The following is a 13011-nucleotide window of genomic DNA, read 5'->3' as shown; positions in this document are numbered from 1 at the left end:
GAGACAGCTGCTTACTCGGCGATCAACCAGTCCATACGGTAGCTGCCATCGGTCTGCGCCAACTCCTTGGCCAGCCAAGGCAGCAGCTCCTTGAGCTCTTCTTCCAGCCCCCACGGTGGATTGGCAATGGCCAGGCCAGAGCCATTGAGCCCCTGCGGGCTGTCCTGATGATGCACATACAGCTCGACCCGCAGCAGTTTCGGCGCACCGGTGCTGGTCAGGTCCTGGTAGTAGCGAGTCAGCGAGCGCTGGTCCTTGATCGGGTACCAGATGGCCGCAACAGTCTGGCGCATGCGGCCAATCGCCTCTTTCATGGCATTGGTGCAGCGCTTGAGCTCATCGGCCTGCTCGAACGGCGGGTCGATCAGCATGATCGCGCGCTTTTCCTGCACCGGCAGCAAGGCCCGCGGCACATGCCAGCCTTCACCCAGATGCACGACCACGCGCGGGTCTTTTTTCATGTTCTCCTTGAGCAGCGGCCCGTCTTCGGGGTGCTTCTCGTTGAGCAGGGCACGGTCCTGCTGGCGCATCAGGCGACGGGCCAGCTCGGGCGAACCGGGGTAGTAACGCAGCTCGCCGTCGGCGTTCAGGCGCTTGATGACGCGCAGGTAATCGGCAGCCATCGCTGGCAGGTCGTCACGATTCCACAAGCGGGCAACGCCTTCCAGATACTCGCCGGTACGGGTTGCCTGGTCGCCTTGCAGGTCGTACAGACCAAGCCCTGCGTGGGTATCGATGTAGGCGAACGGCTGCTCCTTGCGCGACATCAGGGCGATGAGGCGGGTCAGCACGATGTGTTTGAGGACGTCGGCGTGGTTGCCGGCGTGGAAGGCGTGACGATAGTTCATGGCAACTCCTGCGGGGGTGGCAAGTTTACCTTGCCTTGCAGGCGGAGTCAGGCCTTGCTGCTGATCGGTGGCGCCCGCGAAGCAGGCGCCGCCGATTCAACGGGTATTACTTGTCAGCGTGATAAGACGCATCAGCGGTTTCGAAGCGCTTGACCATCGACTGCGACGGGCTGCCCAGCTTGCTCACCAGCACAATGGCGATGCTGGCGAACAGGAAGCCCGGGATGATTTCGTACAGCCCGAGGGTGTCGAAGTTCTTCCACAGGATCACGGTCAGCGCGCCCACCACGATACCGGCCAGCGCGCCGTTACGGGTCATGCCTTTCCACAGTACCGAAATAAGCACTACCGGGCCGAAGGCCGCACCGAAGCCAGCCCAGGCGTAGGCCACCAGGCCCAGCACGCGGTTTTCCGGGTTTGCGGCCATGGCGATGGCGATCAGCGCAACGGCCAGCACCATCAGGCGGCCAACCCACACCAGCTCACCCTGCGAGGCGTTCTTACGCAGGAAGGCTTTGTAGAAGTCTTCGGTCAGGGCACTGGAGCACACCAGCAGCTGGCAGCTCAGGGTGCTCATTACTGCCGCCAGAATGGCCGACAGCAGCACACCGGCAATCCATGGGTTGAACAGGATCTTGGCCAGCTCGATGAACACACGCTCGTGGTTTTCAGTTACCGGACCCGCCAGGTCAGGGTGCGCCGAGAAGTAGGCGATACCGAAGAAGCCCACGGCACAGGTACCGGCCAGGCACAGGATCATCCAGGTCATGGAGATACGGCGAGCGTTGGCAATCGACTTCACCGAGTCGGCAGCCATGAAGCGCGCCAGGATGTGCGGCTGGCCGAAATAGCCCAGACCCCAGCCCATCAACGAGATGATACCGACGAAGGTCGCGCCCTTGAGCATGTCGAAGTTGGCCGGGTTCACCGCGTCGATGGCGGCGAAGGTGGTGTCGAAGCCACCGGTCGAGATCAGCACGATCACCGGGGTGAGGATGAGCGCGAAGATCATCAGCGACGCTTGCACGGTGTCGGTCCAGCTCACTGCCAGGAAGCCACCCACGAAGGTGTAGGCAATCGTGGCCGCAGCCCCCGCCCACAGGGCAGTTTCATACGACATGCCGAAGGTGCTTTCGAACAGGCGGGCACCGGCAACGATGCCAGAGGCGCAATAGATGGTGAAGAACACCAGGATGACGATGGCCGAGATGATCCGCAGCAGGCCGCTGTTGTCTTCGAAGCGGCTGGAGAAGTAATCCGGCAGGGTCAGTGCATCACCGTTGTGCTCGGTCTGCACGCGCAGGCGGCCGGCGACGAACAGCCAGTTCAGATAGGCACCGACGGTGAGACCGATGGCGATCCAGGCCTCGGAAAGACCGGAGAAGTAGATGGCGCCCGGCAGGCCCATGAGCAGCCAGCCGCTCATGTCGGAAGCGCCAGCGGAAAGCGCGGTCACCACGCTGCCCAGGCTACGACCGCCGAGGATATAGTCGGAAAGGTTGTTGGTGGAGCGATAGGCAGCGAAGCCGATCAGCACCATTGCCGCGATGTAGATCACGAAGGTGATCGTTAGTGGGTTGCCCATACGTGTGCCCTGGCGTTTGTTTTTATCTCATGCGCAACCGCAGCCATGGCGGTTGCACCCAGGCGGCGAATGCTATGCAACAACGCAAAGCGGGTGCAACCCTTTTTCATTTGCAAGTTGCACCTGCCGGTGCATTTTCCGATAAAGCTGCTTTCTTGCTCCTTTTTGGCGCATCAAGCCGTTTTTTCAGAATAAAAAGCACCGAAAACGACCCTTTCCATCGTGTGGAAATGACTGTCAGACGAGTTGCACCTTTTACACAAAAAATTCGGGTTGCACCTGGTTGCACCCGAATTGTCCTACAGATACTCTTGACGCCAGCTTAGGCCACAACCGTGGCAATAACGAGGATAAGAAATGGCGACTACCACCCTTGGGGTCAAACTCGACGACCCGACCCGTGAGCGACTCAAAGCAGCTGCGCAGTCCATTGACCGCACGCCGCACTGGTTGATCAAGCAAGCGATCTTCAATTACCTGGAGAAGCTCGAGGGTGGTGCCACCCTGACCGAACTCAACGGTCATGTCAGCAACCTGGCCGACGACGCCGGCGAAGTCCAGGCTGACCACAGCCACCAGTGCTTCCTGGAATTCGCCGAGAGCATCCTGCCGCAGTCCGTGCTGCGTTCGGCAATCACTGCCGCCTACCGCCGCCCCGAGCAGGAAGTGGTGCCAATGCTGCTGGAGCAGGCGCGCCTGAGCGCCCCGCTGGCAGAGGCAACCAACAAGCTGGCCGCCGGCATCGCCGAAAAACTGCGCAACCAGAAGAGCGCTGGTGGCCGTGCCGGCATCGTCCAGGGCCTGCTGCAGGAATTCTCGCTGTCGTCCCAGGAAGGCGTGGCGCTGATGTGCCTGGCCGAAGCCTTGCTGCGCATCCCCGACAAGGGCACCCGCGACGCGCTGATCCGCGACAAGATCAGCACCGGCAACTGGCAGCCGCACCTGGGCAACAGCCCATCGCTGTTCGTCAACGCCGCCACCTGGGGCCTGCTGCTGACCGGCAAGCTGGTCAGCACCCACAACGAATCCGGCCTGACCTCCTCGCTCACCCGAATTATTGGTAAAAGCGGCGAGCCGATGATCCGCAAGGGCGTCGACATGGCCATGCGCCTGATGGGCGAGCAGTTCGTGACCGGTGAAACCATTGCCGAAGCCCTGGCCAACGCCAGCCGCTTCGAAGCCAAAGGTTTCCGCTATTCCTACGACATGCTCGGCGAAGCGGCACTGACCGAGCACGACGCACAGAAGTACCTGGCGTCCTACGAGCAGGCCATCCACTCGATCGGCAAGGCCTCCCATGGCCGCGGCATCTATGAAGGCCCGGGCATCTCCATCAAGCTGTCGGCGCTGCACCCGCGCTACAGCCGCGCCCAGTACGAGCGCGTGATGGAAGAGCTGTACCCGCGCCTGCTGTCGCTGACCCAGCTGGCCAAGCAGTACGACATCGGCCTGAACATCGACGCCGAGGAGGCCGACCGCCTGGAGCTGTCGCTCGACCTGCTCGAGCGCCTGTGCTTCGAACCGTCGCTGGCCGGCTGGAACGGTATCGGCTTTGTTATCCAGGCCTACCAGAAACGCTGCCCGTACGTGATCGACTACGTCATCGACCTGGCCAAGCGCAGCCGCCACCGCCTGATGATCCGCCTGGTAAAAGGCGCCTACTGGGACAGCGAGATCAAGCGCGCCCAGGTCGAAGGCCTGGAAGGCTACCCGGTCTACACCCGCAAGGTGTACACCGACGTGTCCTACGTGGCCTGCGCCCGCAAGCTGCTGGCCGTGCCAGAAGCCATCTACCCGCAGTTCGCCACCCACAACGCCCACACCCTGTCGGCCATTTACCACATTGCCGGGCAGAACTATTACCCGGGCCAGTACGAGTTCCAGTGCCTGCACGGCATGGGCGAGCCACTGTACGAGCAAGTGGTCGGCAAGGTTGCCGACGGCAAGCTGAACCGCCCGTGCCGCGTGTATGCACCGGTCGGCACCCACGAAACACTGCTGGCCTACCTGGTACGCCGCCTGCTGGAAAACGGCGCCAACACCTCGTTCGTCAACCGCATCGCCGACCACTCGATTTCCATTCAGGAACTGGTTGCCGACCCGGTCGCCAGCATCGAGCGCATGGGCACCCAGGAAGGCAGCATCGGCCTGCCGCACCCGCGCATCCCGCTGCCGCGTGAACTGTATGGCAGCGAGCGCGCCAACTCGGCCGGTATCGACATGGCCAACGAACACCGCCTGGCATCGCTGTCCTGCGCCATGCTGGCCACCGCTCACAATGACTGGAAAGCCTCCCCGCTGTTGGCCTGCGCGGCCAGCCAAGGTGCCGCCGCGCCGGTACTGAACCCGGCAGACCACCGCGACGTGGTAGGCCATGTACAGGAAGCTACCGTCGCCGATGTCGACAACGCCATCCAGTGCGCGCTGAATGCTGCACCGATCTGGCAGGCTACCCCGCCCGCCGAGCGCGCCGCCATTCTTGAGCGCACCGCCGACCTGATGGAGGCCGAAATCCAGCCGCTGATGGGCCTGCTCATCCGCGAAGCGGGTAAAACCTTCGCCAACGCCATCGCCGAAGTACGTGAAGCCGTGGACTTCCTGCGTTACTACGCGGTACAGGCCCGCAACGACTTCAGCAACGACGCCCACCGCCCGCTGGGCCCGGTGGTGTGCATCAGCCCGTGGAACTTCCCGCTGGCAATCTTCACCGGCCAGGTAGCCGCTGCCCTGGCCGCCGGTAACCCGGTACTGGCCAAGCCAGCCGAGCAAACCCCGCTGATCGCCGCCCAGGCCGTGCGCCTGCTGCTGGAAGCCGGCATCCCTGAAGGCGTGCTGCAACTGCTGCCAGGCCGCGGCGAAACCGTTGGTGCCGGCCTGGTGGGTGATGAGCGCGTCAAAGGTGTGATGTTCACGGGCTCCACCGAAGTGGCCCGCCTACTGCAACGTAACGTCGCTGGCCGCCTGGACAACCAGGGCCGACCGATCCCGCTGATCGCCGAAACCGGTGGCCAGAACGCCATGATCGTCGACTCCTCGGCACTGACCGAGCAGGTGGTGATCGACGTGGTGTCCTCGGCCTTCGACAGTGCCGGCCAGCGTTGCTCGGCCCTGCGCGTGCTGTGCCTGCAGGAAGACTCCGCCGACCGCGTGATCGAAATGCTCAAGGGCGCCATGGCCGAAAGCCGCCTGGGCTGCCCGGACCGCCTGGCCGTGGACATTGGCCCGGTGATCGACGCCGAAGCCAAGGCCGGCATCGAGAAGCACATCCAGGGCATGCGCGAGAAAGGCCGCTCGGTCTATCAAGTGGCAATCGCCGATGCCGCCGAGATCAAGCGCGGCACCTTCGTGATGCCAACCCTGATCGAGCTGGAAAGCTTCGACGAGCTGAAGCGCGAAATCTTCGGCCCGGTGCTGCACGTGGTGCGCTACAACCGTCGCAACCTGGACCAGCTGATCGAGCAGATCAACAACTCCGGTTACGGCCTGACCCTCGGCGTACACACCCGTATCGACGAGACCATCGCCAAAGTCGTGGAAACCGCCAACGCCGGCAACATGTACGTCAACCGCAACATCGTCGGTGCGGTAGTAGGTGTGCAGCCATTCGGTGGTGAAGGCCTGTCTGGTACCGGCCCGAAAGCCGGTGGCCCGCTGTACTTGTACCGCCTGCTGTCGACCCGCCCGGCCGACGCGATTGGCCGCCACTTCCTGCATCAGGATGGCGAAGGCAAGCCGGACCGCACCCTGCACGATCAGCTGATCAAGCCGCTGCACGGCCTGAAGGCCTGGGCAGAAAACAACCAGCTGGCTGACCTGGCCGCGCTGTGCAGCCAGTTCGCCAGCCAGTCGCAGAGCGGCATCGCCCGCCTGCTGCCAGGCCCGACCGGCGAGCGCAACAGCTATACCATCCTGCCGCGCGAGCACGTGCTGTGCCTGGCCGACAACGAGGCCGACCTGCTGGCCCAGTTCGCGGCCGTGCTGGCGGTGGGCAGCTCGGCGGTATGGGCTGACGGCGAACCTGGCAAGGCGCTGCGCCAGCGCCTGCCACGCGAGCTGCAGGCCAAGGTGAAGCTGGTTTCGGACTGGAACAAGGATGAAGTGGCGTTCGACGCCGTGATCCACCATGGCGACTCGGACCAACTGCGCGGCGTTTGCCAGCAGGTGGCCAAACGCGCCGGGGCGATCGTGGGTGTGCACGGGCTGTCCAGCGGGGATCACCAGATTGCGCTGGAGCGCTTGGTGATCGAGCGGGCAGTGAGTGTAAACACTGCTGCTGCGGGCGGTAATGCCAGCTTGATGACCATTGGCTGAGGCTGAGGGTTGTTGATAAAGGAGAGCTTCGGCTCTCCTTTTTTATGGGCGCATGGCTTGAGATGTTCAGCGCCTATGATACCGAGCGCCGCCCGCGCGGCGCATCGCGAGCTGCGCTCGCTCCTACGTTTGTTTCGGGCCAATTATTCCTGCGGGATTTGCGCGCGAACGCTTTGGTGCATGACACGATATCGCGTCGTACAAACCAAGCGGTCGCGCGCCTCTGACACATGCATGACTGGCCCGAAACAAACGTAGGAGCGAGCGCAGCTCGCGATGCGCCGCGCGGGCGGCGCTCGATCGCGCAGGCGCCAAAAAACAAAAGACAAGCGCCTAAATGCCCCAAACCCTTTCTAAACCCATATCACCCAAACCTATTAACCTGTCCCCACCCCGACCTCGCCCCTACACTCGCAGCATCCCGCCTCAGGACCGCCACCATGCCCGAGACCCTGCTCAGCCCCCGCAACCTCGCCTTCGAACTCTATGAAGTCCTCGACGCCGAAGCCCTCACTCAGCGCCCGCGTTTCGCCGAACACAACCGCGAAACCTTCGACGCGGCACTGACCACCGCCCGCACCATCGCCGAAAAGTTCTTCGCCCCGCACAACCGCAAGGCTGATGAAAACGAGCCGCGCTATGTGGACGGCCGGGCCGAACTGATCCCGGAGGTGAAACCCGCGGTCGATGCCTTCCTCGAAGCCGGCTTCCTCAACGCCAACCGCGATTTCGAAGCCGGCGGCATGCAGTTGCCCAGCCTGGTCTCGCAGGCCTGCTTCGCCCACTTCCAGGCCGCCAACGCCGGCACTACGGCCTACCCGTTCCTGACCATGGGCGCAGCCAACCTGATCGAGAGTTTTGGCAACGACGAGCAAAAGCGCCTGTTCCTGCAGCCGATGATCGAGGGCCGCTATTTCGGCACCATGGCGCTGACCGAGCCCCACGCCGGCTCATCGCTGGCCGACATCCGCACCCGCGCCGAACCTGCCGGCGACGGCAGCTACCGGCTCAAGGGCAACAAGATCTTCATCTCCGGCGGCGATCACGAACTGTCCGACAACATCGTGCACATGGTGCTGGCCAAACTGCCGGACGCCCCGCCTGGGGTGAAAGGCATCTCGCTGTTCATCGTGCCGAAATACCTGGTGAACCAGAACGGCAGCCGTGGCCCACGCAATGATGTGCTGCTGGCCGGGTTGTTCCACAAGATGGGCTGGCGCGGCACCACCTCTACCGCGCTGAACTTCGGTGACAACGGCGAGTGCGTCGGCTACCTGATCGGCCAACCGCACCAAGGCCTGGCCTGCATGTTCCAGATGATGAACGAGGCACGCATCGGCGTCGGCATGGGCGCGGTGATGCTCGGTTACGCCGGTTACCTGTACTCGCTGGAGTACGCCCGCCAGCGGCCGCAGGGTCGGCTGCCGGATAACAAAGACCCGCACAGCCCGGCGGTGCCGATCATCGAACACAGTGATGTGAAACGCATGCTGCTGGCGCAGAAGGCCTACGTCGAAGGCGCCTTCGACCTGGGCCTGTACGCCGCTCGCCTGTTCGACGACACCCAGACCGCCAACGAAGAAAGCACTCGCAAGCAGGCTCAGGAGCTACTCGACCTGCTGACCCCTATCGTCAAATCCTGGCCCTCGGCCTTCTGCCTCAAGGCCAACGAACTGGCCATCCAGATTCTCGGCGGCCACGGCTATACCCGCGAATACCCGGTAGAACAGTACTACCGCGACAACCGCCTGAACCCGATCCACGAAGGCACCGAAGGCATCCAGTCGCTCGACCTGCTCGGCCGCAAGCTGGCGCAGAACAATGGCGCCGGCCTCAAGCAACTGATCCGCCTGATCGCCGGTACGGCCGAGCGCGCCAGCCATCACCCGAACCTCGACCCGCTACGCCAGCCGCTGGAGCAATTGGTCAACCGACTGCAAAGCGTGACGCTTGCCCTGCTCAGCGACCTGGCTCAGGGCAAAGTTGCTGGTGCCTTGGCCAACTCGGCCCTGTACCTCAAGGCGTTCGGCCACTGCGTGATTGGCTGGCGTTGGCTGGAACAGGCCATTCACGCCGAGCTTGGCCTGCTCAAGGGCAACGCCAGCGACCGCGACTTTTACCTCGGCAAGCTGCAAGCGGCGCGTTATTTCCTGACCTGGGAAGTACCGGGCTGCCATCATGAGCTGGCATTGCTCGAGGCACGCGACGCCACCTGCCTCGCGATGCAAGACGCCTGGTTCTAGGAGCGCATTGCGCGCCTTCATGCACGGTGCCTATCTCTCCACTGCATGTGCAGGCGAAGTCACCCTGCGCGGGCTACGCGCAATGGCGATTCCCGCAGCGACCACTGCGACGCCTGCATAGGTTGTCCAGTGGATCGCGTCCCCGAACATCAGTGCTGCCCATAGCAACGTCACTGGCGGCTCCAGATAGACCAGTGCCGAAACGCGAGTCGCCGACAGTTTTGTGAGCAGTATCCACAGGCTCAAGTAGGCGATGAACGTCGAGAACAAGGTCAGCCATGCAACAGCCGCCCAGACTTGCGTGCTGGCAGGCACCTCGATCAGGCCCAGCGGCAAGCCTGTGGCTGCCAGCAGTACCAACGTCGTGGTTGACTGCAAAAACAGCGGCATCAACAAGCCGTCCTTGCTGTGGTCGGTCGCCAGTACCGATTGCCGCCGCTGATAAAGGGTGGCAATGGACAACGTGACGGCGGCGATCAGCGGCAGAGCGTATAGCCAAAGCTCAAGCCGGGTCGTGGACAGGCTGTACTCTCCCAGCACGACCACACTTACGCCCGCGAACCCGACCCCAAGCCCCAGCCACTCCTGCCGGCCGCTGCGCTCATGCTGGTCCTTGCGGCTCATCGATGCCGTTATCAGTGGCTGCAGGGCGCAAATAATGGCAGCGATCCCGGCCGGTAGCCCACCTCGAATAGCGATGTAAACACTCACCAGGTAGGCGAACTGGGCCAAAAAGCCGATCACGGCGTTGTAGCGTATTTGTGCCCACGACAATGCCCCCAGTCGATGCGCGACAATGGGCAACAGGCAGATGCTGACCAGCAGAAAGCGCCAGAAGAGCAGGCTGATCGCACCCGCGTCCTCTGTACCCAGCCGGGCGCCAATGAAGCCCGAACTCCAGGACAGGACAAAAATGGCTTGCAGCAGGATCAGGTAGAGCACACTGCTTGGCATACTCACGCCCCTATGGGATGCAATTCCTCGAACGTAATCGGCTCAATGCCGATACGCGCATAGTGCCGGGCAGCCGGCCGGTGCAGTGCCCAGCGTAACCCCAGCCAATTCGGCAGGGTCGCGGGAATGCCGTCGTCAGAAGCCAGGTGCCAGAAACGGTTGGAGTCGTCACTGAACCAGGGACAATGGAACGACAACACCAGTGACATGCGTCGCCCGCTGAGTACCGGGCGAACACCGTGAAACAATCGGCTGCCGTAGATGAACAAGGCATCACCAGGCGCGTCCAGGCGTGCAGTTTCGAAGGTGCGGTAATCCAGGGCATCAAAGGTATCGACTGTACCGTTGTGGAACAGGAACTCGCCGCCGCTGTAATCGGAAGGCCCCGACAGCACGATGTTGAGCACATAATTGGTGCCGTCCGTGTGCCACATGCCCAGTTGCTGCTGTTGCTCCGCTGGCTTGGGATAGAAATAGTTGATCTGCGAGCGGGCGTTGAGCATGGGGTAAGGCACCAGCGGCACGCCCGCAATGCGCGACACGGCCAACAGGAATGCGCGACTGCACATCATGTCGTTGATGAACGACGACAGCGCGGTAACCCCTCGCGTGCGCCGGGAAATGATCCATTCACTGTCGCCAGCGGCTTCCTCCAGGCGTGTGCAGATGCCTTGCAAGGCCGCAACACCTTCAGGTGTGAACAGCCGATGGACAACCGCTACCCCAGTGATGGTATCGACCGAAATTTTGGCGTGCGGGCTGCGGGTATAGCCCAGCTCTCCCAGTGTTCGGGTATCGGCGATGGTGGCGCCTTGGGGCCAGAGCAGATCGTCCCGCCAGGCAACCTCCTCGCCGAGGCATATCGACGAAGGTCGCGGCGCGCGCTTCAGCGTTGACTTGAGCGCCAGCTTCACACGGCCAACGCCGCGCTCGAACAAAGGTAAGGTGTCTGAGTGGTTCATGATGAGTCTGTCCCTGTAAGCCGCTACTGGAGGTACTTCGCGATTTGATAGCGCACCGAGCCGTCGCCACTGGCGAATTCGTCCATCACGCTGCAGTTGCAGTGCTGTGCCCTGATGCGACGGAACTGTTCGGGCGTGTACTTGAGGCAGATATTGGTCAGCAGATACCCATGTTGATGTAGGCGTTGAACAGGCTGCAGGGTCACAGCCACATGGATCGACTCACCCAGCATTCGCAACGGCACGAGCATGGCTTCATGCGGCCCCGACGGTGTGAAGCCTTGTTGAAGCGCAACCATTCGGGAGAACTGCAGCATGTTGGGGTTGGCGTAGAACCCAAGGATGGGCTGTTCCAACCCTTCCTCGTACACCTGCATTTCCGAAAGAATGTAGGTCGTTTCACCTGCAAGACTACGGATCAGCCTTCCCGTGCTCACCGGCAACTCGTTACCCTCCTGAAAGCCCAGCAGGGTGATCAGGGTAAGCTCCTGGTCGTGACGTAAATCGTCATGGGTGACCGTGCGGTAGTCGGCGGCGATGTAGTTGAAGCTCCCGTCGCCTTGCACTATCGGCCGCACCGCATCACTCATCGCGGGCTCCGAAGTCTGGTTGATATCGATGGCGGTGTAGCGAATGGAGCTGGAAGTCTCGGCCATTCGCTTCAGCAGGCAAGCGCTCTTGATCGGCTCAGGGCCCAACTCGACATAGTGCACCCTGCGCCCATTGCCAAGTGCTGCCAGGCGGTCGGCAACATTGCTAATGACGCTTTTGAGCGCCCCCTGCCCTTGTGCGTCGGCACACAGCCCCTCCTGCCCCACACCCTGTTCATTCAAGGCCCGCATCAGCAGAAATATCTCGTGGTTAAAACGATGATCGCTTTGCGGCCCAAGCTCAGGCTGAGACAGGGTCGAGTACTTCTCGTGGTTCTCGACCGTCCATAGCCGAGCGTTCTGGTACGAAGGGGTATGCACAAGTGCATCTACAACGAAGTCGTTCAGGCTCATCCGTATCATTCCATTGCATTTTCGGGAGGTAGGCGTGCTTTGACCTCACAGTAAGAGGGGGTATAAAGCCTGTACAGTTGAATAAATCGAAGCGCTGGTTCGATCCGGCTAAATCAGGTGGCGCAATGGGCAAAGGCCTCGACATCAACGTACTGAGAACCTTCCAGGCAGTAGCGCGGCTGGGCCGCTTCAAGGATGCAGCCGACTACGTCCACCGCAGCCCTTCGGCGGTAACCACACAAATCCAGAAGCTGGAAGAAAAGGTCGGGCAACAACTGTTTGCCCGCAGCAACCAATCGGTGGAGCTGACCCCGGCAGGCCGGCACTTGCTGGGCGAGGCAACACGTTTTCTGATGGCGCATGACAGGTTGCTGGCTACGCTGTCACCGCAGCAGATCACCGGAAAAGTGCGCCTGGGTGTGCCCGACGGCTATGCCGCCAACCTCATGAGCGACTTCTTGCCGGTGTTTGTTGCCAGTAACCCGAAACTGGAACTGGAGGCCGTGGCACGGTCCAGCGCCGAGCTCATCGACCTGTTTGCCCGACAGCGGCTGGACCTGGCAGTGGCGGTCAGCAGTGAAGACTGGCAGCAAGGTGAATGGATACGATCGACTCAGCCTCGCTGGGCCGCCGCCCCGGGGTTCAATCATGATGCCAGCCGCCCCTTGCCACTGGCTCTGCAGTTGAAAGGCTGCCCGTACAGAGAGGCGGCCTTGCAGGCACTGAAAGCTCAAGGCATCGCGTACCGCATCCTGCTGGAAAGCGCCAACTGGCATGCCGTGCTGGCCTGCATGAGGAGTGGCCTGGCCGTTGGCATCGTCGAAGGGCTGGATAACGCCGACCCATCGCTCACTTACGTGGAGGGCATGGGCTTGCCCGACCTCGCCGAGCATCACGTCTACCTGCTGACGGACACCTCTCACCATGTCGCGCTGCATTTGAACGGAATGTTGAAAGCCGCCATCCAGAAAGAAGGGGTGGCAACACCCGACCATTTCCCGCCGCGCGTTATTTCCTGACCTGGAAAGTACCGGGCTGCCATAATGAGCTGGCATTGCTAGAGGGGTGGTTCTAGGGGGAGCCACCGTGTACACGGAGGCTTGT

At 62.2% G+C, this 13011-nt stretch carries 8 protein-coding genes; 3 read left to right on the top strand and 5 right to left on the bottom strand.

Features of this window, described 5'->3' with window-relative positions:
- Nucleotides 1–11 precede the first annotated feature (11 nt).
- The gene (locus D906_RS07740) at nucleotides 12–848 is read right to left on the bottom strand and encodes a 23S rRNA (adenine(2030)-N(6))-methyltransferase RlmJ (protein WP_016712364.1); all 837 of its coding nucleotides are present in this window, start codon (nucleotides 846–848) and stop codon (nucleotides 12–14) included.
- A 106-nt stretch (nucleotides 849–954) separates the two neighbouring features.
- Nucleotides 955–2433, bottom strand: coding sequence for a sodium/proline symporter PutP (gene putP / locus D906_RS07735; protein WP_025752393.1), 1479 nt, complete (start codon nucleotides 2431–2433; stop codon nucleotides 955–957).
- A gap of 357 nt (nucleotides 2434–2790) precedes the next feature.
- Here putP and putA point away from each other — a divergent pair, with 357 nt between their 5' ends.
- The gene (gene putA / locus D906_RS07730; protein WP_027614859.1) at nucleotides 2791–6744 is read left to right on the top strand and encodes a trifunctional transcriptional regulator/proline dehydrogenase/L-glutamate gamma-semialdehyde dehydrogenase; all 3954 of its coding nucleotides are present in this window, start codon (nucleotides 2791–2793) and stop codon (nucleotides 6742–6744) included.
- Between the two features lie 440 nt (nucleotides 6745–7184).
- Nucleotides 7185–8987, top strand: a complete 1803-nt coding sequence (locus tag D906_RS07725; RefSeq protein ID WP_027614858.1) for an acyl-CoA dehydrogenase — start codon at nucleotides 7185–7187, stop codon at nucleotides 8985–8987.
- 30 nt (nucleotides 8988–9017) lie between these two features.
- On the opposite strand, the gene D906_RS07720 is transcribed toward D906_RS07725, so the two are convergent.
- The 3 genes from D906_RS07720 to D906_RS07710 are packed head-to-tail and all read right to left on the bottom strand — an operon-like array spanning nucleotide 9018 to nucleotide 11907.
- Nucleotides 9018–9941 carry a DMT family transporter gene (locus tag D906_RS07720; RefSeq protein WP_016712368.1) on the bottom strand — a complete coding sequence of 308 codons (924 nt, stop codon included), beginning with the start codon at nucleotides 9939–9941 and terminating at the stop codon, nucleotides 9018–9020.
- 2 nt (nucleotides 9942–9943) lie between these two features.
- Complete coding sequence (locus D906_RS07715; protein ID WP_016712369.1) at nucleotides 9944–10903, bottom strand: 2OG-Fe(II) oxygenase; 960 nt, start codon at nucleotides 10901–10903, stop codon at nucleotides 9944–9946.
- Between the two features lie 23 nt (nucleotides 10904–10926).
- Nucleotides 10927–11907, bottom strand: a complete 981-nt coding sequence (locus D906_RS07710; RefSeq protein WP_019097672.1) for a hypothetical protein — start codon at nucleotides 11905–11907, stop codon at nucleotides 10927–10929.
- Nucleotides 11908–12032: 125 nt separating this feature from the next.
- Between D906_RS07710 and D906_RS07705 the strand changes: the two genes are divergently transcribed.
- Entirely contained in the window at nucleotides 12033–12926 is an 894-nt protein-coding gene (locus tag D906_RS07705; protein ID WP_016712371.1) for a LysR family transcriptional regulator, read from the top strand.
- Nucleotides 12927–13011: the final 85 nt, after the last annotated feature.

It is taken from the genome of Pseudomonas sp. LAIL14HWK12:I1, assembly GCF_003202095.1.
Lineage (GTDB): Bacteria > Pseudomonadota > Gammaproteobacteria > Pseudomonadales > Pseudomonadaceae > Aquipseudomonas > Aquipseudomonas monteilii.
The sequence above is the reverse complement of the archived record's forward strand: the minus strand, read 5'-3'. Positions and strand labels throughout refer to the sequence as shown.